Here is a 25,695-nt window from a genome sequence, read left to right on the forward strand (position 1 = left end):
ATCGCACCATGAAGTCGTATATTTTTGCTACTGCCGCTGTGACTGCCGCAATCTTGGCAGCATGCGGGGGCGGCGGGAGTTCAACGCAGGCGCCCGTGGCACAGTATCCGCAAAACGCCGATATGTGGGCGGGCCTGGGCGGAAACGCAAACGCGCCCGCTGCGGTCGCGAAGGTCGTTGACGACGCCGTGGCGGGTTTGCTCGCCGACCCCAAGGAAGCGCCCTATTTCGCTCACATCGGCATGCCGGGCCATGACTCGATCGGCCGGCTAAAGGCCTGCCTCAACCTTCAGTTCGACGCACTTTTCGGCGGACCCTACTCGTATCCAGGTATGGTCACTGCAGACGGCACCACGCAGATGTGTGATGACATGACCTCCGTGCACGCCGACGTCGGCGTGCCGAGTTGCGTATTCGATCAATTCATTACCGATGCCGCGGCTGTCATGAAAGCGGACGGTGTGCCGGACGCCTACGTCGGTCGCGTCGCGCCAGTGCTCGTCGGGCTTAAGCCGCAAATACTCGCGTCGAATCCACAGTATCTGGGGCCCAACACCGCGGCCAATTGCCAATGAGAACCCGAACCGTCTCTATTGTTGCAGGGGCTTTGTCGTGCGCTCTTCTCGGAACGGGCGGCGTAGGCTTGCTGCATCTCCCCGCTGCTCGGCCCCTCCTGCGAGCGCTCGGCTTGCCCTGCCCCGTCGAGAACGTGTCGACGGCCGAAGTCCAATCTCTTCAATCGCGTGGCTGGGCTGGCTTTGCGCGCCTTAACCCGGCGCCGATTCGCCCGGCGCCGGCCGGCTTGGCATTCGATACCACCACGGAAAGCGATGCCTTGCAGTGGACGAAAGCTAGATCGATATCATGCAAAGCCATCCGGCACGGGTACCGCTATCTTCGCTGTCGCGGTTTCTCGGCGGCCGCGCTCGGCCTCGCGGGTCCACCCGTCAGCGAGATGTGGTTGAGTTTCGGCCCTGACGACAGGTTGATCGGCGTCGACATCTACACGCGCGGAATGAGCGCCGAACAGGTCAGCGATGTTTGGGACCACTCCACAGCAGCGCTGAACCGTTTGTTAGGGGCACCGCCGATAGCATTTGGAAATGCCAGCCCGGCTGCGCTGCGTGCCCAAGCCGGCGAGACCGCGCGCGTCCAATATCGGTACTCGAACTACCTTGTTACGATAACGGCTAGCAATATGCCAAAGATCGGGCTGGCGGTGCGCTTGCAGTACCTTTCGCCAGGGGCGGCCGTTCGCGACAATGCCGCGGCGGCCACTTGAACAGCGGCAGCTTTTTTCTCGGAGTGTCGCGTGCGCAGAGATGAGAGCGCACGCGACTGTGAAAGACGAGGAGCGCTGGCCGACAACCCGCACTGGCTCACGCGGCGTCCAGCGGACACTGGGTTGTCTGCGTATGCGCTCACGAATTGACGCCGTCTAGCTACCAAGAAAATTGTGTAACACCGCGATACACGAGGGGACGGCGCGGCGCACCCAAATCCTTTGTTTTCATCACGTTATCGTGTTTTGCGGCACACAGCGCGCCGCGACGACATCCCCTCGTCTTAAGAATCGCTTAAGGCACTGCCCCCAACATCTGCCGGCCGCTATACGCGATGGAGGCCGGCCCGATGACTGACCCAAACGAACATGCTGCGCCGCGCAAGCCGCGCACGATGCTGCAGCGCATCCTGAGCCACCACGAGCTCGCCACGTTGCTGCTTTTGCTCCACTCGCCGATCGACGTCTCCGCGAAGCCGGAGATTCCGATGCTGCAGGAAGCCGGCCTCGTGGAGTCCGTCACGCTCGAAACGGGCGATACCCGCTTTCAATTGACCGAAGACGGCAATGCCGTCCTACGCGTGCTCGGCCTGAGCTGAACGCGCGCCCGCGCCTCCCCCCCACCGCCAGCCCTTCCAGCCCTGCTCGCTCCACCCGTGTACCCAGCGGGTGGCAAATGCGCTCATGCAAAGTGAGCGGCTTGAGCATCGAAAGCGCCCCCCCTGCTGCCTACACTTCGACGCGTGGTCCATCGACATCGGCATAAGCGATCGAAAACCGCTTTGCCGGTGGCGCGACGCATCCGCGTCTATAAATTAGGAAACGCGCCGGAACCACAAGCAAAGCAACCCGACTTTGCATGGGCCGAGCGCCGCGTAGGCTTCAGGAGACAGAAATGAACCCGTCACAGCGCTTTCTAGCCGCGCGCGACTTCCTGTTGCGCCATCGGTCCGACTACGGCCATGCTTATCGCCACTTCGCATGGCCCGCACTCGGCGATTTCAACTGGGCCATCGACTACTTCGACGAAATCGCCCGCGGCAACCGAGCCCCGGCGCTCTGGCTCGTCGATGCAAACACCGGGCAAGAAATCAAACTCTCGTTCGAGCAGATGTCCGAACGCTCGTCGCGCATCGCCAATCATCTGCGCGACCTGGGCGTCGGCCGCGGCGACCGCATCCTGCTCATGCTCCCCAACCGCGTCGAACTCTGGGACGCCATGCTCGCCGCGATCAAGCTCGGCGCGATCTTGATGCCGGCCACGACCCAGTTGTCCGCCGGCGATCTGCGCGAGCGCATCGAGATCGGCCAGCCGACGTTCGCGATCGTCGATGCGGCCGAGTGCGGCAAGTTCGACACGGCCGATGCAGCGCTCGTGAAGATCGCCGTCGGCGCCGAACCGGGCGCGCCGGCGGCCGGCTGGCACCGCTTCGAGGACGGCTATGCCGCCTCGCCCGAATTCGACCCGCGCGCCGCCACGCTCGCGCGCGACCCGCTGCTGCTCTATTTCACCTCGGGCACGACCTCGAAGCCGAAGCTCGTCGAGCACACGCACGAGAGCTACCCGGTCGGCAGCTTGTCGACGATGTACTGGATCGGGCTGCAACCGGGCGACGTGCATTGGAACATCAGCTCGCCGGGCTGGGCCAAGCACGCATGGAGCTGCTTCTTCGCGCCTTGGAATGCCGGCGCGTGCGTCTTCGTGCTCACTTATGCGCGCTTCGACGCCAAGACCGTGCTCGACACGCTGACGCGCCACGGCATCACGACGCTGTGCGCACCGCCGACCGTCTGGCGCATGCTCGTTCAGGAGCCGCTCGCGTCTCATGCCGTTTCGCTGCGGGAGATCGTCGGCGCGGGCGAACCGCTCAATCCGGAAATCATCGAACGCGTGAAAGCGGCGTGGGGCATCACGATCCGCGACGGCTACGGTCAGACGGAGACGACCTGCCAAATCGGCAATTCGCCGGGACAGGCCGTGATCCCGGGCTCCATGGGGCGGCCGATGCCGGGCTACCGGGTCTTGCTCGTCGATCCCGACGGACACCCCGCTGAAGAAGGCGAAATCGCACTGAGGCTCGGTGGCGCGCAAGACGATGGCGATACTGGCGATACCGCCGAACCTTGCGAGCGCCCGCTCGGCTTGATGACACGCTATGCGAACAACGCGGAGGCAACGGCGCGCGTGATGCGCGACGGCCGCTATCACACGTCGGATGTCGCGATGCGCAGGGAAGACGGTTACTACGTCTATGTCGGCCGTGCCGACGACGTCTTCAAGTCGTCCGACTATCGCTTGAGCCCGTTCGAACTCGAAAGCGCGCTGATCGAACACGAGGCGGTGGCGGAAGCGGCGGTCGTGCCGAGCCCCGATCCGCTGCGGCTGGCGGTCCCGAAAGCCTATGTGATGCTGCGCCACGGCTATACGTTCAGCCCGGAACTCGCCAGGAGCATCTTCGCGTTTTCGCGCGAACGGCTTTCGCCGTACAAGCGGATCCGTCGCCTCGAAGTCTACGAGTTGCCCAAGACGATCTCCGGGAAGATCCGCCGAGTGGAATTGCGCCGCCGCGAAATGGAGCGCGGCGACGCCGCCGAACGGCTGCCCGGCGAGTATTGGGAAGAGGACTTCCCCGATCTGCGGTGAAAGTGAGAGTGAAGGTGACGAAGCCTACGATGCCGGGAACACCGCCCCCGCATTCCCATCCCCGCAAGCCGCGCCTGCCCCGCGCGCCGGCTTGCTTTCGCGCGGCGAGCCTGCAACGGCCGCGCATCCCCTTGAACCGAACCGGAGTCCATCGATGAGCGCATCTTCCGCCGCCGGCGCAAACCATCCGACCGTCAAGCTGCTGATCAACGGAGAATTCGTCGAATCCGCCTCGACCGAGTGGCGCGATATCGTCAATCCCGCCACGCAGGAAGTGCTGGCGCGCGTGCCCTTTGCCACCCGCGCGGAAGTCGATGCCGCCGTCGGCGCCGCGCAAACGGCGTTCGCGCAATGGAAGTCGACCCCGATCGCCGCGCGCGCCCGAATCATGCTGAAGTACCAGGCGCTGATTCGCGAACACATGCCGCGCATCGCGAAGATCCTGACGGCCGAGCAAGGCAAGACGCTGCCCGATGCCGAAGGCGACATCTTCCGCGGGCTCGAGGTCGTCGAGCATGCGGCATCGATCGGCACGCTGCAGCTCGGCGAGTTCGCCGAGAATGTGGCGGGCGGTGTCGATACCTATACGCTGCGCCAGCCGATCGGTGTTTGCGCGGGCATCACCCCGTTCAACTTTCCGGCCATGATCCCGCTGTGGATGTTCCCGATGGCGATCGTCTGCGGCAATACGTTCGTGCTCAAACCCTCCGAGCAAGACCCGCTCTCGACGATGGCGCTCGTCGAGCTCGCGATCGAAGCCGGCATCCCGCGCGGCGTGCTCAACGTCGTCCACGGCGGCAAGGAAGTGGTTGACGCGCTGTGCACGCATGAAGCCGTCAAAGCGGTCTCGTTCGTCGGTTCGACGGCCGTCGGCACGCATGTTTATACGCTCGCGAGCGAACACGGCAAGCGCGTGCAGTCGATGATGGGCGCGAAAAACCACGCCATCGTGCTGCCCGACGCCAATCGCGAGCAAACGCTCAATGCGCTCGTAGGCGCCGGCTTCGGAGCGGCGGGACAGCGCTGCATGGCGACGTCGGCGCTGGTGCTCGTCGGCGCGGCGCGCGAATGGCTGCCGGACCTCGTCGCGCGCGCCAAGGCGCTCAAGATCAACGCGGGCATCGAGCCGAATACCGATGTCGGTCCGCTCGTATCGAAGGCCGCCAAGGAACGCGTGCTGTCGCTGATCGCCAAGGGCGCCGACGAAGGGGCGACGCTCGAACTCGACGGACGCGGCGTGCGTGTGCCCGGCTACGAGGAAGGCAACTTCATCGGCCCGACGATCTTCTCGGGCGTGACCACCGACATGACGATCTACCGCACGGAGATCTTCGGCCCGGTGCTCGTGGTGCTGAACGTTGCAACGCTCGACGACGCCATCGCGCTCGTCAACCGCAATCCGTTCGGCAACGGCGTCGGCCTGTTCACGCAAAGCGGCGCGGCGGCGCGCAAGTTCCAAAGCGAAATCGACGTCGGCCAAGTCGGGATCAACATTCCGATTCCCGTGCCCGTTCCGTTCTTCAGCTTCACGGGCTCGCGCGGCTCGAAGCTCGGCGACTTGGGCCCCTACGGCAAGCAAGTCGTTCAGTTTTATACGCAGACGAAGACGGTCACGTCGCGCTGGTTCGACGATGCATCCGTTGGCGGCGTCAACACGACGATCAGCCTGCGCTGAGGTCTGATGTGATGCGTCATGCCTGACGCCGAGATCCGGCCAATGTCGGATCCCGGCTCGAATCGAACACGGAGAGAATACGGAGTCACACGCCATGAAGATCGGATTCATCGGCCTGGGCAACATGGGCGCGCCGATGGCGCTCAACCTGCTCAAGAACGGCCATTCGCTGCAAGCGTTCGACCTGAGCGAAGCCGCGCTGCGCAAGCTGGCGGACGCCGGCGCGGCGGCATGCGCGTCGCCGAAGGCGGCCGCGGCCGACGTCGAACTCGTCGTCACGATGCTGCCGGCCGCCGCGCACGTGCGCGGCGTGCTGACGGACGAGCAAGGCGTACTGGCCGGGATCGCGCCCGGTGTGACGATCGTCGATTCGAGCACGATCGACCCGGCGAGCGTCCAGGCTTTCGCCAAGCTCGCGGCTGCGCGCGGCAACGCTTTCGTCGATGCGCCCGTCTCGGGCGGCACCGGCGGCGCCGCGGCCGGCACGCTGACGTTCATGGTGGGCGCAAACGAAACGCTGTTCGCCGACGTCGAGCCGGTACTCCGCGCGATGGGCAAGAACATCGTCCACTGCGGCGATACCGGCATGGGTCAAGTCGCGAAGATCTGCAATAACCTCCTGCTCGGCATCACGATGACGGGCGTGGCCGAAGCGATGTCGCTCGGCGCTACGCTCGGCATCGATCCGAAGGTGCTGGCCGGCATCATCAATACGTCGACGGGCCGATGCTGGAGTTCGGACACCTACAACCCCTATCCGGGCATCGTCGACACCGCACCCGCCTCGCGCGGCTACACGGGCGGCTTCGGGGCGGATCTGATGCTCAAGGACCTGGGCCTCGCGGTCGATGCGGCCCGCTCGGCCAAGCAGCCGATCTTTCTCGGCGCGCTCGCGCAGCAGCTCTATCAGGCGATGAGCGCGGGCGGCCAAGGCGGGCTCGATTTCTCGGCGATCATCTCGCTCTATCGAAGCCGCGCATCGCAATGACGGGCGATGCGGCGGCATACCTCGGCAAACGTCAATGAAAACGGCAATGAAATTGAAAGGAGTCCATGCATGAACGCACGTGTCGAACCCTCGCAGGCCGCACGCGACGGCGTATCGGACGCCGCGCAGCCGGCACAGGGGCGCGTGCTCGGTCACGTAGTCAATGGCGTCGCGATCCTGACGCTCGAGCGGCCGCAAGCGTTGAATGCGCTATCGCACGCGATGGTGCGCGCGCTCGCCGAGCAGATCGAGCGTTGCCGGGAAGACAACGCGATCGTCGCGCTGGTGCTGCGCGGCAGCGGAGAAAAAGGGTTCTGCGCGGGAGGCGACGTCCGCGCGCTCTATCACGCGGCGAACGCGGGGCGCATCGAAGGCGAGGACGGCTGGCGCCAGTTCTTCATCGACGAATACCGGCTCGACTTCGCGCTGCACGCGTTTCCGAAGCCGATCGTCGCGCTTGCCGACGGCATCACGATGGGCGGCGGCATGGGCCTCGCGCAGGCAGCCTCGCTTCGTATCGTCACCGAGCGCAGCAAGATCGCGATGCCCGAGACGCGGATCGGCTTCGTCCCCGACGTCGGCGCCACGCGCTTCCTGAGCATGATGCCGGTCGAACTCGCGCTGTATGTCGGCCTCACCGGCGCGGTGCTGTCGGGCGCCGACGCGGTCCGTTGCTCACTCGCCGACGTCTGCGTTCAAAGCGAATGGCTGCGAGGGTTCGAGGCGCGCCTCGCGAGCCTGCCGCCGGATCAAGTGAGCGCGCGCCTGCGCGAAGCATTCGTGCCGCCCGCGGCTCCGCTGCCGCATGCGCCGATCGACGCCGTGCTGCCGGCGATCGAGAAGCACTTCGATCCGCGTTCGGGTGTCGGCGAAATGGCCGCCTCGCTGGCCGCGGCGCTGATCTCCAACCCGCATCCCGACCTGCGCGCCTGGCTGCAAACAGCGCTCGACGCGCTGCACGGCTATTCGCCGACGATGCTGCATGTCACGCGCGAGGCCCTCTTGCGGGGGCGCCGCATCACGTTGGCCGACGCCTACCGGATGGAGCTCGGCATCGTGTCGCGCGCGATCGAGGAAGGCGACTTCCGAGAGGGGGTGCGCGCGCATCTGATCGACAAGGACCGCGCACCGCGCTGGCACCCGGCATCGCTGGCCGACGTACGGCCCGAGCGCATCGCGCACTTCTTGAGCTCGCCGTGGCCACGCGCCCGGCATCCGCTCGCCGATCTCGGCGAACTGCCGCCGCTTCGCGCATCGCGGCTGCCGTCGTAGGCACCGGCTCGTACGCGGCGACGCGCAGGCGTTGACCCGTTGCAGGCAGGCCGCATCAAACCGAAGCGATGAGCCCCATCGCGATCGCTTTGACGACGGCCTGCACCTTGTTGGTCGCGTTCAGTTTCAACAAAACGTTGTTGACGTGGAAATTGACGGTCCGCTCCGAGATATTGAGGATCTGGCCGATCTCGCACGCCGTCTTCCCCTCTCCGGTCCAGCACAGCACCTCGCACTCGCGCGGCGTCAGCACGACACTCGCTTCGGGCGCCAGCCTCGGCACGAGAAACTCGCTCATCAGCGCGTGCGACAGGTTGGCGAGCCAGCTCGCCTGCAGCGTCAATTCGTCGATCTCGGTGGTCGTCAGCGCGTCGGCATGGCGCGCCATCGTCAGCAGTCCATAGACGCCGTGGGCCGCCCAGCTCGAATGCGCCACGCCCACGCGCAAACCGAAGTCGCGCGCATCGGTCCATAGGCGCGGCGAGTTTGTCGACGCCTCCGGCCATAGGATGAGCCGCGAACTCGTCATCCCTTCCCGCACCGTCGGATCGACGTCGATGAAGTGATTGTCCTGATAGTGCTTCATCCACCCCGTGGGATAGGTGTCGAAAATGGCGACCGCCGGATTCGACACCGGCAGCGGCACGCGGATCCCGTAGCAGCAATACTCGAAGCCCAAGCGCTTCGCGAATGCCGCGATCCGATCGAACAGTTGCCGCTCATCCGTCGCCGAACGCAGTTGTTCGTAACTATCTTGCCACCGCACCGGCAAATCCATGAATACCTCAATAACTAAGAAACACGGGACACAAGGCTGTCATAGTTGCCAGGTCCCACGACCGCGGCAGGCTGCTACAGTCCGGCGCATGAGACATCCTTCCCCCTTGCTGCCCGACCAACACGCCGACGGCTACGTCCGACTACCCGAATGCACCCTCTCGGAGCTCAGTCTCGTGCATGTCGACTCCGCACTCGACCCTGACTTGCTCGAGGAATTGCGCGCGGAAGGCGTCGATGCCGGCAGCGCCGGCTACACGGAATGGCAGCGAGCCCGCGGCCCCGGCTCGGCGTACGTGACGCTCGGTTGGGACTGGTATGTCGACCGCGCGTCCGGTGCCTTGCTCGTCGCCTGGGGCGACATTCGCAGCAACGTCATGTGCGTCGATCCCCGCGGCCTCGACCTCGGCATGGCGCGCACGGCCCAAGCGTTGTTGCGGTGCGTCGCCGGTCTGAACTGGCCGAACGCCGTCGCGCAAGCCGCGCTCGCGCCCTGGGGCAAGCCGGCCGTACGCGGCCCGACGCTCCAGTAAGGCGGGGCCCGGCCGGCGCATCGCCGAGCCCCCGCCCGATCCGCCTGATTCGTCTGCTCACTCGTTCACAGGTGTCATTTATAAGCAAATCGTCGGCCCATTTCAATCTCCTTATTAGTTTCGACTGACTTGCCCAGGAGCGCGGCAGCGCTTCGGCAGGGGAGCTTACGTCCTTCGCAGTCCTGTCAACGTTGACAGTTACCGCCCCTCGGAGCGCGCGCTGTAATGCGCTCATCAAAAATGATAAGCGAGGGATCACATGCGGACTTCAGTTCACGGCGACGGGCGCCTGCCGAAAGACCTCGATGCTGCGCTTGCGCACTATCGGCACCGGATCTTCGTAGAACAACTGGGATGGCGCCTGCCGTGTGCCGATGCCCGCTTCGAGCGCGACCAATACGATCGCGACGACACGGTGTACGTCGTCGCCCATGACGAATCGGGGGCCATTTGCGGTTGTGCGAGGTTGTTGCCGACTACGCGTCCGTACCTCTTGCAAGAACTCTTTCCCTCGTTGCTGGCCGACGGCATGGTGCCGCCTCGGGCCACGGCGGTATGGGAACTGTCGCGCTTCGCGGCCACCACGTCGGACGGCGCGTTCGGGGAAGACGCCGGTGCGTGGGCCGTGCAGCCGATGCTGGCCTCGGTGGTCGAGTGCGCCGTCAAGCTAGGCGCGCGTCAATTGATCGGCGTGACGTTCCTCAGCATGGAACGGCTGTTCCGGCGCATCGGCGTGCATGCGCACCGGGCCGGGCCGGCGCAGCGCATCGACGGCCGTATGGTCGTCGCTTGCTGGATCGACCTCGACATCCAAACGTTGACCGCGCTGGGCGTCGACCCGAGCCTGATCGAACGACATGTTGAAGAACACGCCGGCTGCGAGCCGGACCTGCAACCTTGCATCTGAATCCGAGCATTTGACTACCGTGTATACCCCTCGCGACGTGCCCGCCTCCGTTTCCGCCAACGATTTCGCCGCATGGGTGCGAATCGCAGTGCAGTACGCCGATCACGAATCGGCCATGCCGCTGCTGCGGCTCGATCGGCACGGGCTTACCGTGGCCGTCCCCGACGACGCCGATGCGCCAGCGCTCGGCTTGCCGCGGCGAGCGCTGATCATCGGCGATTCGGCGCCGCTTTGCGAGTTGAGGCTGGTCGCGCGGTCGGCTGCTCGCGAGGCAGGACAGCCGATGACGGCCACGCTGCAGCCGTCGCGCGCCGACGATCATGCATTGCTGTGGCAATCCCTTGTCGCGTACCGGGCGCAATTGGGTGCCGCACCGTCTTGCGCGCAAGCGGTGCAGTCGCCCTCCTTCGCGCCTTCCGGCGCGGAGTTGCGCTATCGAGTCGCGTGCGACGCCGCGTTCACGCTGGCGAATCACGAAGACGCCTGCTTTTTTTCCCGCTGGCTCGACTATTACTTCGCTGAAGTGTGTGCCCGCGCAAAGATGAGCGATGCGACGGCCGACCTGCGCGAGATGTTCATGCGCGTGGTCGATCATGAAGTCGAAGTCCGCTTCGCCTTTCACGCCGGCGAGCGCGTCGTGCGAACGTCGGCCGAGGCGGCATGCCGCTGGATCGCGGCGCAGGCTTCGCAGCAACTGGGCATGACGGTGGAACACTGGCTGTCCGGTACGACGACGGCCTGCAGTTCTCCCGCCGGCTGGTCGATGCGCGCCGTCATGGCCTCGCGCGCGGGGAATTACTCCTCTTAGCGCCTGTCTCACGGCCCGGACATCTCCGGGCACGAAAACTGCTCCGTCCCTCTTTCCTCTATCACGCGGTTCGCGCCAACGCAGCGGCTGGCGCGCCGCCGATTTTTTGGTTATATCTACCATTCGTGCGTGACCCCGTGCCTGCTACACCAAGCTGGCGGTTGTCCCGCGCCTGATACTCCCAGGTAATGTTTCCCGAAAACTTCAAAAATACTCAGGAGCGATCGATGGCCGCTGACATGGAGAGCATGCCGACAGCCCGAACCGGCGTTCCGGGGCTGGACGATGTTTTGATGGGGGGGCTCACCGAAGGTAACGTCTTCCTTCTCGAAGGAGCGCCCGGAACAGGCAAAACGACGATCGCCCTTCGGTTTCTGATCACCGGTGCGCAAGCGGGCGAGCGCGGCCTTTACATCACCTTGTCCGAAACGGAAAAGGAGTTGCGCAAGGGCGCTGCCTCCCACGGATGGCTTCTCGGTGAAAGCATCGATGTGTTCGAGGTGGTCCCCCCCGAAAGTCTGCTCGATGCCGATCAACAACAAAGCCTGTTGTATTCGTCGGACCTGGAGCTGGGCGAGACCATGCAAGTCATTCTGGGCGCCTACGAGCGCACCCGGCCAAAGCGGGTGGTCCTCGACAGCTTGTCGGAAATCCGCTTGCTGGCGCAGAGCTCACTGCGCTACCGCCGGCAGATCCTGGCTTTGAAACACTATTTCGCGCGATACGGTGCAACGGTCCTCTTATTGGACGATCTGAGCTCGGATGCAGCCGATAAAACCGTTCACAGCATCGCGCACGCGGTGATCAAACTGGAAGAGTTGGCTCCGGACTACGGCGCCGAGCGGCGCAGGCTGAAAATATCGAAATATCGCGGACGTCGCTTCCGCGGCGGTTATCACGACTTTGCGATCAGAACCGGCGGCGTTTCCGTATTCCCCCGCCTCGTCGCCGCGGAACACCGTACCGCGGTCGACCGCAGGAACGTCAGCAGCGGCGTCGAGGCGCTCGATGCACTGCTCGGCGGAGGCGTCGATCAGGGCTCGAGCACGCTCGTGCTGGGGCCCTCCGGCGCGGGAAAATCGACCTTCGCGCTGCAGTTCGTCCATGCGGCGCTCGAGCGCGGCGAAAAAGCGGCGCTGTTCATCTTCGACGAAGAACTCGGCTTGCTGCTCGACCGCACTCGAAAGATGGGGTTCGACTTCGAGCCGATGATCGACGCCGGCAAGCTTCACCTCGAACAAGTCGATGCAGCCGAGTTGTCCCCCGGCGAGTTCGCCCATCGGGTCCGGGCCGTTGTCGACGAGCAGCAGGCACAGACCGTCGTGATCGACAGCCTCAATGGATATCGAGCGGCAATGCCACAAGAAAACGCGCTCGTCCTTCACATTCACGAGCTGCTGCAATATCTGAATCGGCAGGGGGCGACGACCTTTTTGACGGTCGCCCAACATGGTCTGGTGGGCGACATGAAGGCGCCTGTGGAGATCACTTACCTGGCGGACACGGTCATCCTTTTGCGTTATTTCGAAGCGCTCGGGAGAGTTCGGCGCGCCGTGTCCGTCATTAAAAAACGCACGGGCAGCCATGAAGCAACGATCCGCGAGTTTCGCGTGGGTTCGGCGGGGTTGACCGTGGGGGCGCCCCTCGAGGATTTCCAGGGCGTGCTGCACGGCGTACCGTCGTTCATCGGAAACACCGGGCCGCTGCTCAACCCAGCCGTGGCCGGCAATGGCAACGATTGATCGATACGACTGCCCCGCGTTGGTCCTGGCGCCACGTGGCCGGGACGCCGCGGTCGCCGCCGCGCTATTGCGAGAGTCGGGGATCGATTCGATCGTTTGCGCCGATCTCATGCGTTTTTCGGCGCTGCTGGCCGACAAGATATGCTGCGCCGTGATAACCGAAGAGGCGCTGCGCGATGGCGATCTCACAGAGATCACGGCATGGGTGGCCATGCAGCCGACATGGTCGGATTTTCCATTCGTCGTCCTGACCCAGCGGAGCGGCACGCTCGACCGCACTCCCGGTGCGGGGCGTTTATCCGATACGCTCGGCAACGTCATCCTCCTCGAACGCCCGTTTCACCCGATGACGTTCGTGAGCGTGGTGCGAACCGTCCAACGAGGCCGTTACCGGCAATACGAAGCCCGCGCCCGCATCGAAGCGTTGCACGAAGGAGAGGCGCGCCTGAGAACCGCCTTGAGCGCGGGACAGCTTGCCGAAGAGAGCCTGCGGCGCCTCAATGAGACGCTCGAAGCGAAGGTGATCGAGCGCACCGCGCAGCTCGAGCGCGCGCACGAGACGGTGCTCGAGGAGATGCGGCAACGCGAGCGCACGGAAGAAGCGCTGCGCCAGGTTCAAAAGATGGAAATGATCGGGCAGTTGACCGGTGGCGTAGCGCATGACTTCAATAACTTGCTCATGGCGGTCATGGGCAACCTTGAACTCCTGCGCAAGCAGGCCTCGAACGAAAAGGTCATGCAGTTGGTCGACGGGGCGCTCCGCGGGGCGCAGCGCGGTGCTTCGCTGACGCAGCGGTTGCTTGCATTCGCGCGACAACAAGACCTCAGGATCGAACCGATTCATTTATCGGACCTTATTCGCGGGATGGCCGATCTGCTGGAGCGCTCAGTCGGCGCCGGCATCGAACTGGATTTCGTGTTGCCCGAGCGGCTGCCGCTCACGCTCGCCGACGCCAATCAGATCGAACTTGCCTTGCTCAATCTCGTTGTCAATGCGCGCGACGCGATGCCGGATGGCGGAACGATCTCGATACGGGTCGATACGGCTCACTCGCCGGGAACCGTCGATCTCGCCGGCGGCGACTATGTGTGTCTCACCGTGAGCGACGGTGGGCATGGAATGGATGCCGCAACGCTTCTGAAAGCCACGGAGCCTTTCTTTACGACGAAGGAAGTCGGCAAGGGCACGGGGCTCGGGCTCTCGATGATTCACGGGTTGGCGTTGCAATTGGACGGCGCTTTGCGGCTACACAGCGTGCTCGGCTGCGGCACGCAGGCGGAACTGTGGCTGCCGGTGACTTCGCTGGCGGCCCGCGCGGCGGCGCCCGCGGAGCCGGCGTCGACACCGGCATCTCAAGAAGACGGCCTCGCTACGGCGCGAGCGACCATTCTGCTAGTGGACGACGATGCTTTGATTTCGACGAGCACGGCTTATCTGCTCGAAGACCTGGGGCACGAGGTGATCGAAGCGAATTCCGGCGCGGATGCGCTCGATATCCTCGAGAGCGGCCGGAAGGTCGATATTCTTATCACCGATTACGCCATGCCCAAAATGACCGGTACGCAGTTGGCGTCGGCCGCGCGCGCGTTGAGGCCGGGCCTTCCGATCATCATCGCCACGGGATACGCCGATCTGCCTGCAGGCAACAGCACGGATTTCCCCCGGCTGCGCAAACCCTATCAGCAGCAGCAACTCCTGGCCGAAATCGCCAAAGCGCTTTGCGGCGTTCGGTGAAACGCTGAGGTCACTTGCCGGGCGGCGCGCAGGTTATTCGCGATTGCCACGTCAAGCACTTCGACGCTCAGTTTCCCGAGGGCCCAGATCCGGCGCATGGCGCAGGTTGTCTCAAAAGGTAAAAAAAACCATGCCCTCGCTGCCGGTTCGGCCACAGGAGGGTTTGTCGATCAGCGAAGAATCCGCCCTCGTCGTTCAGTACACTTGCCGCCGGATTGCAGCGTTACCTGAACAGGTATAAAATGCCAATGATCGACGAAGAAAAACCTCTCGAATGGATTGCGAGCAGTTATAAGGACCTAATGGCGTTGCCGCCCGATGTGCGTCGGCGTTTCGGTTACGCGCTGTCGCTGGCGCAAATGGGCGACCAAGACGACGCGGCGAAGGTCCTCAAGGGTTTCGGCGGAGCCGGCGTGCTAGAGGTCATCGAGGATGATACCGGCGACACGTATCGGGCCGTCTATACAGTGAAGTTCGCAGAGGCGGTGTTCGTCCTGCATTGCTTCCAGAAAAAGAGCAAGAGTGGGATCGCGACGCCGAAAGGCGATTTGGACATCATTCGTGCTCGGTTGAAAGTCGCCGAAGCACTGGCACGGGATCTACGAAATGCAAAAGCGAATCGTTGAAGGCGTCGAGGTTCAGCGCGGCTCGGGTAATGTCTATGCCGACCTTGGCTTGCCCGATGCAGAAAAGCTGAAGATCAAGACCGGTTTGGTGGTCGAAATCAGAAAAGCCATGCGTGCCCTTGGGCTCACCCAACAAGCAGCGGCGAAACGCATGGGCATCCCGCAACCGAAGGTGTCAGCCATGATGCACGGCGACTTCGCCAACCTGTCCGAGCGCAAGCTGATGGACTGCTTGAACCGGCTCGGCTACGACATCGAGATCAAGGTACGGCCGGCCGCTGAACCGATCGGGCATCTCACGCTCGCGGTCGCCTGATGTGAACCGCTAATCCGCTGCACCGCGGTGAACCACCACGTGAACTCACCCAACCGAACCGAATACTCGCTGCCCCTGTCCCGAACTATTCGTTCTCGTCGAAGTAATGCCCGAACTTCAACTGCTTCGTGCGAATGTACCGCTCGTTCTCGTCGCGCACGGGAATGGCTAGCGCTACGCGTTCGCACACCGGAATGCCATGCTTCGAAAGCGAATCGAATTTGTCCGGATTGTTGCTCATGAGCCGGACGGAGGTGATGTTCAGCTCGCGCAGAATCGCCGCCGCGGAATCGTACTCGCGCGCATCGTCGGGCAGCCCCAGTTCGAGGTTCGCCTCCACCGTGTCGAGCCCCTGCTCCTGCAACGCATACGCACGGATCTTGTTCGACAATCCGATGCCGCGGCCTTCATGCCCGCGCAGGTAGAGCAGCACGCCCCGCCCTTCCGCCGCGATGTAGCGCAACGCTAGATCGAGCTGTTCCCCGCAATCGCATCGATACGACCCGAGCACGTCGCCGGTCAAGCATTCGGAATGCAAGCGCGTGAGCACCGACGCCTGTCCGCCGACATCGCCCATCACCAGGGCCAAATGCTCGGCGTCCCCCGCGGCGACACGGTAGGCATACGAAGTGAACGTTCCGTACCGAGTGGGCAAGGTGGCCTTGGCGGCGAGCGTGACGCACTGCGTGGCGCTTTCGCCGTCGGCACGGGGCGGCTGGGATGACGTGGGCATGACTGATCGAGAGTAGCTTTTAACGGTTCGCGCGCACCGACGGCCGGTACGTGCACCGGGAGTTTACCGCTAATCGCCATTTGGGGTCGGTCGGGGGCATCGCAGCAGGCTCCGCCACCGCCTATACTGGGAAACAGCCCCGCGCCCGCACGTTCGTGCGGCGGAGCTCGACCCCGCCCCCAACCGAGAAGACGGAGACTCTCATGCCCAACGTAGCGCAGATTCTCAAGTCGAAGCTGGATGACCCGCAAGCCGCGAAGAGGATCGCCGAGCAGCCGGTGGTCACAATCGACATCGACGCGTCGGTCTTCGACGCCGTGAAGATGATGTCCCAGCATCAAATCGGCGCGTTGATCGTGACCGAGGGCACGGACGGGGCGATCGCGGGAATCATCACTGAACGCGATTACGCCCGCAAGATCGTTTTGATGGACCGCTCGTCGAAATCGACCCGGGTCGGCGAAATCATGACCAAGCAAGTCCTGCACGTGCGGATGTCCGACACCACCGAGGCCTGCATGGCCCTGATGACGGAACATCGGATGCGCCACTTGCCTGTGATCGACGCCGGGCGGCTAGTCGGCATGGTCTCGATCGGCGATCTGGTCAAGGCCATCATCTCGGAGCAAGAGTTCACCATCCAGCAGCTCGAGCACTACATTTCGGGCGTTCATATCTAGCTTGCCCCACCCGTCGGGAGCGCCCGGGTGCCTCGGCACTCGAGCACTCGTTCCGGCCACGGCGCGGCGAAACGCCGCTTTCGGTCAATCGCTTTGGCAATGCCCGAAAATAACGTCCTCCCCGAGATAAGACAGTCTGCTCCAACTAAATGCAGTTATATCCAAGATGGAATCGGTTTAATTCTCCGATCCATACAAAATAGCCAACACCCCTCGACTCGAACACAAAGAATTTTCCACTCGGCTGAAATCGATATCAAACGCCCATCGATTGGGCTTCTATTCAAAAACCCCTCTTTTACTCTCGCTGATACCCCGAATCCAGGGAAACAGATCAATTACATTTCATTCGTCTGATATGATTTCGCAAAATCAGACTTCTCGAAATTATTTCGGTCGATCGAGTCATCTCCCTGTTTCGGGCAAGTAATATTTTCGACATGCGAGGACAATATGCCACGCCAATTTATAGAGCCGATGGCGCCGCTATGGCGCGCGGCGGACGAGAAATCGTGGTTCGAAGCCGTTGCGTTGCTGGGAAGGAAATATGGCTTCGACCACACGCTATTTGCCGTCGTGCCGCGGCCGGGTATGCGCTTCAGCGATGCTTATCTGCGCAGCACCTACGCTCAGAGCTGGCGGCAGGCGTACGACGAGCGCGCGCTGTTTCGCATCGATCCGACCGTCGCCCACTGCCTCACGCAGACGTCGCCGCTCATCTGGACGTCGTCGCTGTTCGCCGAGCGCAATCAGCAGGAAATGTATGAGGAAGCTTGCCAGCACGGGCTGTGTACCGGGATTTCATTGCCGATTCACGGCCCCAAGCAGGAAGTCGGCATGCTGTGCTTCCTGCGCAGCAGGCACGCGGGCAATTCGTTCGACGCGAACGTCGAGCGCAGTCTGCCGATGCTGACGCTGTTGCGCGACGTCGCCTTCGATACGAGCCAGCGTTTCCTCGACGGATACACCGAGCGGCTTGTACCGAAGCTGACGCCGCGCGAATACGAATGCTTGAAATGGACGGCGCAAGGAAAGTCGACATGGGAGATCGCCAAGATCTTCGGCTGCTCGGAAGCCACCGTGAACTTTCACATGACCAACATTCGCGGCAAGTTTGGGGTCAGCTCCAGAAGCGCCGCGGCCGTCAAGGCGACCCGAATGGGGTTGATTGATCCGGATTGACGCGTGCCGGCCGAAGCGCCGGCATCCGCTTTTGAGAAACGCTGGAAATATCCTCGTCGGAAATCCGTGCCTCGAAATAGAGCCTCAGCAGGATCATGACGGGTTTCGGAATATTCGCGCCCAGCTCGAAACGGCTGCCGCGCGACTGCGTCACGCCGAAGCGGGCCCAGAAGGTTTTTTGGCTTTCCTTGACTTGCTTGCGGTAAGCCTGAATGAAGGCACTGTTGATTTCAGCTCGAACCGGCCGAACGGACTCCTCAGTCTGCGGCTGACGAATATCGGCTATGGACATGTCTTTCACCTGATCGGGGGACGTACTCGATACCCGCATCATCCCAAGTGTCACCGTTGATTTGTACCTATCTTGCTTGACAGTTACACCGAGCACGCAAAGTGCATATGGTCTATGCCGTTTAGGTAGGAGGTTAATGACAACCCGGGAGAGCTAGATGAATACGAAGATCACAATCGATAAACAATGCAGCTTCGATCTCGATGCGCTGGCGCAGATGCATCGGTTGCGCGCCAAGATATTCAGCGAGCGGATGGGGTGGGAGGTCGCCGTGCAGTCCGGAATGGAAATCGACGGCTACGATGCGTGCTCGCCCCACTACCTGCTCGTGCGCGACGGTTCCGATGCGGTGTGCGGCTGCTGGCGGCTGCTGCCGACCCAGGGGCCGTACATGTTGCGCGACACGTTTCCCCAGCTCCTGCACGGACAAGAGCCACCGGCCTCGCCGCGAATTTGGGAGCTGAGCCGCTTCGCGATCGTCTCGCCGGAACAGGCGGGATTCGGCTTCGGGGAGCTGGCGCTCGACGCGATGCGCGCCGTCGTCGCGTTCGCCGACCGGCGCAATGTCACGAGCTATGTCACCGTCACCACCATCGCGGTCGAGCGGCTGCTCGTAAGGGCCCGCGTTGCCACGCGGCGCTTCGGCCCGCCGATGGGCGTCGGCAAGGTCAGCGCCGTCGCACTGTCGATCGACCTCGGCGAGCAAACCCACGAGGCGCTGTTCGGGCACGGCAGCGCGTGCGCCTCAACGCAGCACGGGTTCGAGCAATCGCCTAGGACCGCTGACGAATGCGCTACCCGGCTCGTAAAAGCGCAGCAGCGCATGCATTTCGCGCGACAAGCCGATGCGCTTGGCGGCCCCAATGCGGGCGCGGGACGAATCGTCACCGCTTAGACGTCCTATCCACAGTGCCCCGCCGCCGCATAGGTCCGCCCCATCCCACTGCGGGCCGATCGCGAACGCCGAGCATAGCCGCCCGGGCCCGCGCGCGAGGTCGGCATGTTTGACGCCGGGCCGCCGGCTTTGCATGAGCGGCACGCCGTCGAGCGGCTCCACGGCGCGAAACAGCACGGCGGCGCCCTCGCCTTCGCGTTCGGCCGACATGTTGATCGTGTACGAAGCCCCGTAGACGAGCCGCACGTAGGCGTGGCCAGGCGCGCGAAAGAGTGCGCCGTTGTACGCGCGCAGCCCTCGATAGGCGTAGCCCGTCGAATCGCCGACCGGATACGCTTCGGTTTCGACGAGCCGTCCGCTCACGCGGCCTTCCGGCGAATCGTGCACGAGGCATTTGCCGATCATGAAGCGCGCGAGTTCGACCGTGTCGACGGGCAGCTCATCGCGCATCAAAGGCACGATGGCATGGATCGATGCATTCTCGCCGCCGGGCAGCATGATCTAAGGTACCTCGTCACGATGGCAGGCAATCTTCGTTCTTCGGCGTCGGGGCGGCGCGATGAACGCCGCGCCCTCAACCCACTCGAGCGCGCGCGACTCGGCACGCGGCCAAGTCCCAAGCCGCGCAGCCGACACTCTTGAACACGATGGGCGTCGTGCTCGCGTGCACGCGCTCTGTAGACGCGCCGCCCGCGGCCAGGGCATCGGCCAGCCCGGCAACGCTTGCCCAATCGACACCTGCCTGAATGAAATCGCCGGCTTCGTGGGGCGCGCCGGCCAAGTCGTCGACATAAAGCGCGCTGCCTTGGAGCGTACGCGGCCCGATTTCGGCCATTTCGGGCGTAAACGCCCCCACTCCGATCACGAGCCGCCCAAGCCGAGCGGGCTCGTCGTAGACGGGCGCTCGGCTGGTCGTGAGCGTGATGACGGCATCGACCGTATCGGGAAGCGTGCCGCCTTCGCCTTCATCGGGGCGCATCGAGATGCCCTTGCCGTGATCCGCGCAAAACGCCCGCGCCCGTGCGGGAGCGCTCCCGCGAACGATCACGCGCGCCTCGGGATAGACTGCGGCCAGCGCCTGGGCATGATAGGCCGCTTGCGTGCCGGTCCCGATCAGCAGCACCTCTTTCGGCGCCGCGCGCAGGAACGTGCGGATCGCGAGCAGCGTCACCGCCGCGGTGCGCCGGCCCGTGACGGTCGGGCCGTCGAGCGCGAACAGCGTCTCGCCCGTATCGGGATCGCAGACGCTCACGTGGCCGTGAATCGTCGGCAACGCCCGCTCGCGGTTGGCCGGACACACGTTCACGAGCTTGTGGATGGCAAGATCGCGCGCCGCCGCCGGCATCGCCAGCATGATTCCCCCCTGATTGAGCGGCACCACGAGCCGCGCCGGGCTGGCGATCTCGCCACGGGCCGCTTCCGCGCAAGCTTGCGCCAGCGCATCGGCAAGCGCCGGAAACGGCGTCAAGCGGGCCGTCGCCTCGGCGTCGAAAAACTGCATCGTCATAGGGTTTTCTCCAGTACGGGGACCCCGCGTTGACTACCGGTAACGAACGTAACCTGTCGATACATATTTGACGCGGGCGCGCCACGCGTTGCCCGTTAAAATACGCCCGCATCCTGACTTTTACCGCTGTGGCGCGGTTGCGCGCCACAGCTATTATTATTCCGTGACCGCCTCGTCGCCGCGCCCTGAAGCAGTATGACCACAGAAGCCACCTTAGCGGACTCACTCGCCGTTGCCGATCGCGTGCGCGCACTGATGGTTCGCCATGGCATCGGCAAGCGACAGCAGACCACCGAGCTTTGCCGAATCCTCGACCTGAGCTTTTCGCAAGGACACCGCAAACTGCGCGGCAGCAGTCCGTGGACGCTCGCGCAAATCCGCAAGGTAGCGGAAGCGTTCGGCGAGGCCCCCACGCAACTGTTCGGCGCGCAGGAAAACGGGCTCGGCGCCCCGGGCGCGCAACCGCGCGAGGCGATGCTCAACATGGGCGCGTTCGAAGGGCCTTGCATCGCCTGGATCGGCGAGCCGCTCGGCCCCTACGAGCGGGCCGAATTCGTCGCCTATGGCGAAGGCGAGCGCTGGCGCATCGTCCGTTGCGACGGTGCACCCGGCGAACGCGCGCACGAAGTGCTGAAAATCGAAATCCATCCGCGCCGAGGCGAGGCCGAGCGCCCGGCGGTGGCCGTCGTGGACGCCGATCAAGCGGCCGCCGAAGCGCTGTGCGACTACTTCGCGCAGAACGGCTTCGCGGCCACCGCGTACGATCGCCTCGCCGCGTTCGCCGACGCACTGCACGCGCAAACGTTTGATGCCGTGGTAACCGACTGGCTTTTCGACGGGCACACGGCCGCGGCCGCGATCGAGGCGGTCCGCCGCTCCGCGCGGCCCGATGCGCCGATCTTCCTGCTGACGGGCGACCTGTTGACCGGCAAGGCGAGCGAGTCGGAGATCAGCGAGGTGATCCGCCGCTTCGACGTGGCCTGCTACGAAAAGCCGGCGCGCTTGGCGATTCTCGTCGCCGATCTTTCGAAACGCCTCGGCCGCGCGTAAATAGGCACAGGCGCGATGGCCGCGGTGTCCGATGCCCCGGTCGCCGCCGCGGCCGGCCGATCGCCCCGGCGCGGCCGGGGCCGACAAGCGCGCACTCAACGCTCTCAACGCTCAGTGTTCAAACGTCGAATTTCACGCCCTGCGCGAGCGGCAGTTCACGGCTGTAGTTGATCGTGTTCGTCGCGCGGCGCATATAGCTCTTCCACGAATCGGAACCCGATTCGCGGCCGCCGCCCGTTTCCTTTTCACCGCCGAACGCGCCGCCGATCTCCGCGCCGCTCGTGCCGATGTTCACGTTGACGATGCCGCAATCGCTGCCGGCCGCAGACATGAACTGCTCGGCCTCGCGCATGTCGTTCGTGAAGATCGCCGAAGACAAGCCTTGCGGCACGGCGTTGTGCACGGCAAGGGCTTGCTCGAAGTCGTCATAGACCAGCACATAGAGGATCGGCGCGAAAGTCTCGCGCTCGACGGCGCCCGTTTGAGCCGTCATCCGCACGATCGCGGGACGCACGTAGTAGGCGCCGTCATGACCGACGTCGACGCGCTCGCCGCCCGTCACTTGGCCGCCGTCCTTGCGCGCTTCGGCGAGCGCCGTCTGCATCGCATCGTACGAGCCGCGGTCGATCAGCGGGCCGACGAGCGTATCGCCGTCGAGCGGATCGCCGACCTTGACCGAAGCAAACGCCTTCGTAAGCCGCGGCAGCAGCGCATCGACGACGCTCCGGTGCACGATCAGCCGGCGCAGCGTCGTGCAGCGCTGGCCCGCCGTGCCGACGGCAGCGAAGGTCACGGCCCGCACGACGAGGTCGAGATCGGCGCTCGGGGCCACGATCATGCCGTTGTTGCCGCCGAGTTCGAGGATGCTGCGCGCGAGCCGCTTGCTCAGCGTCTGCGCGACTTCGATACCCATGCGCACGCTGCCTGTCGCGCTGACGAGCGGGACTTTATGCGAGCGCGTCAGCGCTTCGCCCACTTCGCGGCCGCCGATGACCAGCTGCATCAGCCCTTCCGGCGCGACGCCCGGGTGCGCCTTGTCGAATTCGCGAACGGCCTGGGCGAACAGCGCCTCGCAAGCGACGGCCGTAAGCGGCGTCTTCTCCGACGGCTTCCAGACGATGGGATCGCCGCACACGAAGGCGAGCGCGGCATTCCACGCCCATACGGCCACCGGGAAGTTGAATGCCGAAATCACGCCGCACACGCCGAGCGGATGCCACGTTTCCATCATCCGGTGTCCGGGACGCTCGGAGGCGATCGTCAGACCGTAAAGCTGACGGGACAGACCGACCGCGAAATCGCAGATATCGATCATCTCCTGCACTTCGCCGAGCCCTTCGGAGCGGATCTTGCCCGCCTCGAGCGTCACGAGCTGGCCGAGCGCGTCCTTGTGCTCGCGCAGCACGTTGCCGAAGATACGCACGAGTTCGCCGCGCAGCGGCGCCGGCACGGTACGCCACTTCAGGAACGCGGCATGGGCGGCGTCGATCTTGCGCTCGGCGCTGGCGGCCGAGTCGACGGCCAGTGTGGCGAGCGTTGCGCCGTCGCGCGGCGAGCGGGCCGTCAGGGCATCGCCCTTCCATGCGGAAAGGTCGACGTTGAGCGCTGCGAGAATGTCGTTGACTACCATCACGTCCTCTTTAGAGTCGAGTTACTTCGTCAAAATGATAACGCCGACGCGAGCCGACGCGCGCCTTCGAATGCCTCGGCTTCGCCGGGCGCCGCGAACGACAGCCGCAAACTGCTCGCATCCGGCTCGCGCACGAAGAACGCGGTGCCGGGCACGAACATCACGTTGCGCTCGATCGCGCGCTTGAGCACTTCGCCGGCGTCGCGCCCGCCGGCCAGTCTTGCCCAGACGAACATGCCGCCCTGCGGCGCGGAAAACTCGATGTCGTTCGGCGCGAAATGCGCCAGCGCCTTCAGCATGGCCTCGCAGCGCGACCGATAGGCGCCGAGGATCGAGCGAAGATGCTGCTCCAAGCCGCCGCCGTCGAGATAATGGCGCGCCGTCTCCTGCGCGAGCGGCGACGTGCACAAATCGCTGGTCTGCTTGGCGACGATCATCCGTCGCGCGATGGGTGCCGGAGCGATTGCCCAACCGATCCGCAAGCCGGGCGCGACGATCTTCGACAAGCTGCCGAAATAGACGACCCAGTCGCGGGCGCCGGGGCAGGCATCGGCCAAGGCGAGGATCGGCGGCACGGGGTTGCCCGCGAAGCGCAATTCGCCATACGGATCGTCTTCGACGAGCACGATGCGCCGCGCTTGCGCGAGCCGCACCAGTGCCTCGCGCCGTTCGCGCGGCAAGGTCGCGCCCGTGGGATTCGCGAAGGTGGGCACCGTGTAGAGCAGCTTCGGCCGGCCCGCGCCGGCAGGCCACGCGTCGAGCTGGGCGGCGAGCGCATCGACGTCGATGCCGTCGCCGTCGGTGCGGACCGTGACGATGTTCGCGCCGGCGAGCCGCAGCGCCGCGATCGCGGCGGGATAAGCAGGCTCTTCGATCAGCGCCGTATCGCCCGGGGCGATCAGCGTGCGCAGCAGCAAGTCGAAGCCTTGCTGCGAGCCGGTCGTCACGACGATGTCGTCGGGGCCGCATTGCACGCCGCGCTCGCCCATGAGCCGGGCGAGCGACCGGCGCAACAGCGGTGCGCCGGCCGTATCGCCGTATTGCAGGCAGGCAACCGGGTCGCTCCGGTATGCCGCGTCGAGCGCTTTTGCCAGCCCCTCCCGATCGAACAGATCCTTCGACGGATAACCGCCCGCGAACGAAATCATCCCGGGACGGCCGACGTACTTGAACAGCTCGCGGATCGGCGAGCCCTGAGGAGCACGAAACGGCGCGGCGAATCCATAGGCGTCGTCCGGCGTCTCGGCACACATCGTATTGCCTGATGTCATCGCTCTCCTTTCGGCCCTCTCGACCTTCTCGACCTTCTCGACCTTTTCCACTCGATCGCGCGGTGGGCGCCGGCTACGCCGCTTCGCTCACGCCGCCGCGGTCATTTTGAAAATGCCGGTCGCGTTGCCCGCGTCGAAGCCCAAATCGAGCGCGACACGTCCCTCTCCATCGGAGTAAGTATCGCGCGTGATGAACTCATAGAACGAACCGGGCACTTCACGGCGCACTTCGGTGCCGTCGTCGCCACGGAAGACGCGGCTGACCGGATCGGCCTGAAACGCCGTCTGCTTGACACGCCCCGACTTGGACACTTCGACGCGTTCCTTGATGGGACGGCCCAGCGAACGCTGCGCATCGGCCACCGCGAACACGTCGGATACGCGGTCGGTCGCATGATTGAAGGCGTTGCCTTCGGTCGCGATCCATGCCATTTCGGCGGACTCGGCGAGCAAGGTTTGATAATCCGCCACGCGCGGCGCGATATGCTGGCGATCGAAACAGCGCACGAGGATCGGCAGCAACGCACAGGCCTCTTCCAACGGCAATGCCGCATCCCGCTCGAGTTCGGCCAGCCATGCGACCGCTTGCGGCGTGAGCGCGTCGACGGACGAGCCGACCACGTTCGTCACTGCCTCTTGGAATGCCGGCGAAAAACGCTCGGGGTGCAGTTCGCTGACGAAGAATTGCGCGATGTGCTCGGGCGCGTCGAGGTGAGCGTACGAGCGCCCCGTCATCTTGATCCGATCGAGCGGATAGATTCCGTTCAAGCGATAGCCGAGCGGCTTGAGAATGCGCGTGAACGCGGCTTCGCCGGGAGGCAGCGCGCCGCAATGCGGCCAGCGGACGGTGCGCAGCGCGCCATGATCGAACTGCACGCGCGCGCCTTCGCGAACGACGTCGTCGGTATAGGCGCGGCCCGTCGGCACGCGTTCGAGCAGATCGGAGAACAGCGCCATGTTGAGCGCCTGCGCCAGTTCCGCGCGCGTCACGATGCCGGCCTCGAAACGCTCAATCGAAGGCGGCACGTTCATCAATGTCACCAACTTTCGCGCGGCGCCTGCACCCCATGCGGCTTCGAGCAGTGCGTCGAGATTGCTGTTCATCGCTTCATTCCCCATTTTCCGCGTGGGCCGATGCCCACATTGGCAG

General features: G+C 64.4%; 25 protein-coding genes and 1 pseudogene. 18 read left to right on the forward strand and 8 right to left on the reverse strand.

Translation table 11 applies throughout. From position 1 onward, the window contains the following. Nucleotides 1-188: 188 nt before the first annotated feature. From DWV00_RS24790 to DWV00_RS24820, 7 genes are all read left to right on the forward strand, one after another. Complete coding sequence (locus DWV00_RS24790; protein ID WP_245965016.1) at nt 189-575, forward strand: globin family protein; 387 nt, start codon at nt 189-191, stop codon at nt 573-575. Nucleotides 576-709: 134 nt separating this feature from the next. Then, nucleotides 710-1,282, forward strand: coding sequence for a hypothetical protein (locus DWV00_RS24795; protein WP_245965017.1), 573 nt, complete (start codon nt 710-712; stop codon nt 1,280-1,282). Between the two features lie 350 nt (nt 1,283-1,632). Next, on the forward strand, nt 1,633-1,881 hold the full coding sequence (locus DWV00_RS24800) for a hypothetical protein (RefSeq protein WP_115536313.1): 249 nt from the start codon (nt 1,633-1,635) through the stop codon (nt 1,879-1,881). A 296-nt stretch (nt 1,882-2,177) separates the two neighbouring features. Next, entirely contained in the window at nt 2,178-3,926 is a 1,749-nt protein-coding gene (locus DWV00_RS24805) for an AMP-binding protein (RefSeq protein ID WP_115536253.1), read from the forward strand. Nucleotides 3,927-4,080: 154 nt separating this feature from the next. Then, nucleotides 4,081-5,601: a CoA-acylating methylmalonate-semialdehyde dehydrogenase gene (locus DWV00_RS24810; RefSeq protein WP_115536254.1), complete on the forward strand. Its 1,521-nt coding sequence runs from the start codon at nt 4,081-4,083 to the stop codon at nt 5,599-5,601. 94 nt (nt 5,602-5,695) lie between these two features. Further along, the gene (gene mmsB, locus DWV00_RS24815) at nt 5,696-6,589 is read left to right on the forward strand and encodes a 3-hydroxyisobutyrate dehydrogenase (RefSeq protein ID WP_115536255.1); all 894 of its coding nucleotides are present in this window, start codon (nt 5,696-5,698) and stop codon (nt 6,587-6,589) included. Nucleotides 6,590-6,658: 69 nt separating this feature from the next. Next, a complete protein-coding gene (locus DWV00_RS24820; RefSeq protein ID WP_115536256.1) occupies nt 6,659-7,861 on the forward strand; it encodes an enoyl-CoA hydratase/isomerase family protein in 1,203 nt (400 codons plus the stop codon). A gap of 55 nt (nt 7,862-7,916) precedes the next feature. On the opposite strand, the gene DWV00_RS24825 is transcribed toward DWV00_RS24820, so the two are convergent. After that, nucleotides 7,917-8,633 carry an autoinducer binding domain-containing protein gene (locus tag DWV00_RS24825; protein WP_115536314.1) on the reverse strand — a complete coding sequence of 239 codons (717 nt, stop codon included), beginning with the start codon at nt 8,631-8,633 and terminating at the stop codon, nt 7,917-7,919. A 94-nt stretch (nt 8,634-8,727) separates the two neighbouring features. Between DWV00_RS24825 and DWV00_RS24830 the strand changes: the two genes are divergently transcribed. The 7 genes from DWV00_RS24830 to DWV00_RS24860 all read left to right on the forward strand — a co-directional run bounded on the left by DWV00_RS24830 (nt 8,728) and on the right by DWV00_RS24860 (nt 15,305). Further along, nucleotides 8,728-9,171: a DUF4902 domain-containing protein gene (locus DWV00_RS24830; protein WP_115536257.1), complete on the forward strand. Its 444-nt coding sequence runs from the start codon at nt 8,728-8,730 to the stop codon at nt 9,169-9,171. A gap of 259 nt (nt 9,172-9,430) precedes the next feature. Next, complete coding sequence (locus DWV00_RS24835; protein WP_115536258.1) at nt 9,431-10,078, forward strand: acyl-homoserine-lactone synthase; 648 nt, start codon at nt 9,431-9,433, stop codon at nt 10,076-10,078. Between the two features lie 19 nt (nt 10,079-10,097). Then, nucleotides 10,098-10,886, forward strand: coding sequence for a hypothetical protein (locus DWV00_RS24840; protein ID WP_147297972.1), 789 nt, complete (start codon nt 10,098-10,100; stop codon nt 10,884-10,886). A gap of 227 nt (nt 10,887-11,113) precedes the next feature. Then, nucleotides 11,114-12,628 (forward strand): ATPase domain-containing protein, encoded by a 1,515-nt coding sequence (locus DWV00_RS24845; RefSeq protein ID WP_245965018.1) that lies wholly within the window; start codon nt 11,114-11,116, stop codon nt 12,626-12,628. Next, a complete protein-coding gene (locus DWV00_RS24850) occupies nt 12,615-14,363 on the forward strand; it encodes an ATP-binding protein (protein WP_115536260.1) in 1,749 nt (582 codons plus the stop codon). The genes DWV00_RS24845 and DWV00_RS24850 overlap by 14 nt, the downstream gene beginning before the upstream one ends. A 248-nt stretch (nt 14,364-14,611) precedes the next feature. Continuing rightward, nucleotides 14,612-14,989, forward strand: coding sequence for a type II toxin-antitoxin system RelE/ParE family toxin (locus tag DWV00_RS24855; RefSeq protein ID WP_115536261.1), 378 nt, complete (start codon nt 14,612-14,614; stop codon nt 14,987-14,989). Next, entirely contained in the window at nt 14,970-15,305 is a 336-nt protein-coding gene (locus DWV00_RS24860) for a helix-turn-helix domain-containing protein (RefSeq protein WP_115536262.1), read from the forward strand. The genes DWV00_RS24855 and DWV00_RS24860 overlap by 20 nt, the downstream gene beginning before the upstream one ends. An 85-nt stretch (nt 15,306-15,390) precedes the next feature. Here the strand turns inward: DWV00_RS24860 and ribA are convergent, their stop codons facing one another. Then, nucleotides 15,391-16,038: a GTP cyclohydrolase II gene (ribA, locus tag DWV00_RS24865; RefSeq protein WP_115536263.1), complete on the reverse strand. Its 648-nt coding sequence runs from the start codon at nt 16,036-16,038 to the stop codon at nt 15,391-15,393. Nucleotides 16,039-16,241: 203 nt separating this feature from the next. On the opposite strand from ribA, the gene DWV00_RS24870 reads away from it, so the two are divergent. Both DWV00_RS24870 and DWV00_RS24875 read left to right on the forward strand, forming a co-directional pair. Continuing rightward, nucleotides 16,242-16,718 (forward strand): CBS domain-containing protein, encoded by a 477-nt coding sequence (locus tag DWV00_RS24870; RefSeq protein WP_115536264.1) that lies wholly within the window; start codon nt 16,242-16,244, stop codon nt 16,716-16,718. 477 nt (nt 16,719-17,195) lie between these two features. Further along, nucleotides 17,196-17,900, forward strand: a complete 705-nt coding sequence (locus tag DWV00_RS24875) for a helix-turn-helix transcriptional regulator (RefSeq protein WP_115536265.1) — start codon at nt 17,196-17,198, stop codon at nt 17,898-17,900. Here DWV00_RS24875 and DWV00_RS24880 read toward each other — a convergent pair. Continuing rightward, on the reverse strand, nt 17,863-18,192 hold the full coding sequence (locus DWV00_RS24880) for a helix-turn-helix domain-containing protein (protein ID WP_115536266.1): 330 nt from the start codon (nt 18,190-18,192) through the stop codon (nt 17,863-17,865). The two genes, DWV00_RS24875 and DWV00_RS24880, sit on opposite strands and share 38 nt — an antisense overlap. Nucleotides 18,193-18,409: 217 nt before the next feature. Here DWV00_RS24880 and DWV00_RS24885 point away from each other — a divergent pair. After that, nucleotides 18,410-18,898: pseudogene (locus tag DWV00_RS24885) on the forward strand (acyl-homoserine-lactone synthase); the annotation flags it as partial. 39 nt (nt 18,899-18,937) lie between these two features. Here the strand turns inward: DWV00_RS24885 and DWV00_RS34695 are convergent. Beyond that, nucleotides 18,938-19,585: a DNA-3-methyladenine glycosylase gene (locus DWV00_RS34695; RefSeq protein ID WP_115536267.1), complete on the reverse strand. Its 648-nt coding sequence runs from the start codon at nt 19,583-19,585 to the stop codon at nt 18,938-18,940. A 76-nt stretch (nt 19,586-19,661) separates the two neighbouring features. Next, entirely contained in the window at nt 19,662-20,594 is a 933-nt protein-coding gene (gene lhpI / locus DWV00_RS24895; RefSeq protein WP_115536268.1) for a bifunctional Delta(1)-pyrroline-2-carboxylate/Delta(1)-piperideine-2-carboxylate reductase, read from the reverse strand. Nucleotides 20,595-20,789: 195 nt separating this feature from the next. Here lhpI and DWV00_RS24900 point away from each other — a divergent pair, with 195 nt between their 5' ends. Continuing rightward, complete coding sequence (locus tag DWV00_RS24900; protein ID WP_115536269.1) at nt 20,790-21,644, forward strand: helix-turn-helix domain-containing protein; 855 nt, start codon at nt 20,790-20,792, stop codon at nt 21,642-21,644. Nucleotides 21,645-21,762: 118 nt separating this feature from the next. Here the strand turns inward: DWV00_RS24900 and amaB are convergent, their stop codons facing one another. The 3 genes from amaB to DWV00_RS24915 all read right to left on the reverse strand — a co-directional run bounded on the left by amaB (nt 21,763) and on the right by DWV00_RS24915 (nt 25,649). Further along, nucleotides 21,763-23,274: an L-piperidine-6-carboxylate dehydrogenase gene (gene amaB, locus DWV00_RS24905; protein ID WP_115536270.1), complete on the reverse strand. Its 1,512-nt coding sequence runs from the start codon at nt 23,272-23,274 to the stop codon at nt 21,763-21,765. 29 nt (nt 23,275-23,303) lie between these two features. Further along, on the reverse strand, nt 23,304-24,545 hold the full coding sequence (locus tag DWV00_RS24910; RefSeq protein WP_245965019.1) for an aminotransferase-like domain-containing protein: 1,242 nt from the start codon (nt 24,543-24,545) through the stop codon (nt 23,304-23,306). An 87-nt stretch (nt 24,546-24,632) separates the two neighbouring features. After that, nucleotides 24,633-25,649 carry a DUF1338 domain-containing protein gene (locus tag DWV00_RS24915; RefSeq protein ID WP_181885576.1) on the reverse strand — a complete coding sequence of 339 codons (1,017 nt, stop codon included), beginning with the start codon at nt 25,647-25,649 and terminating at the stop codon, nt 24,633-24,635. Nucleotides 25,650-25,695: the final 46 nt, after the last annotated feature.

The organism is Trinickia dinghuensis (assembly GCF_003367175.1).
Taxonomy (GTDB): domain Bacteria; phylum Pseudomonadota; class Gammaproteobacteria; order Burkholderiales; family Burkholderiaceae; genus Trinickia; species Trinickia dinghuensis.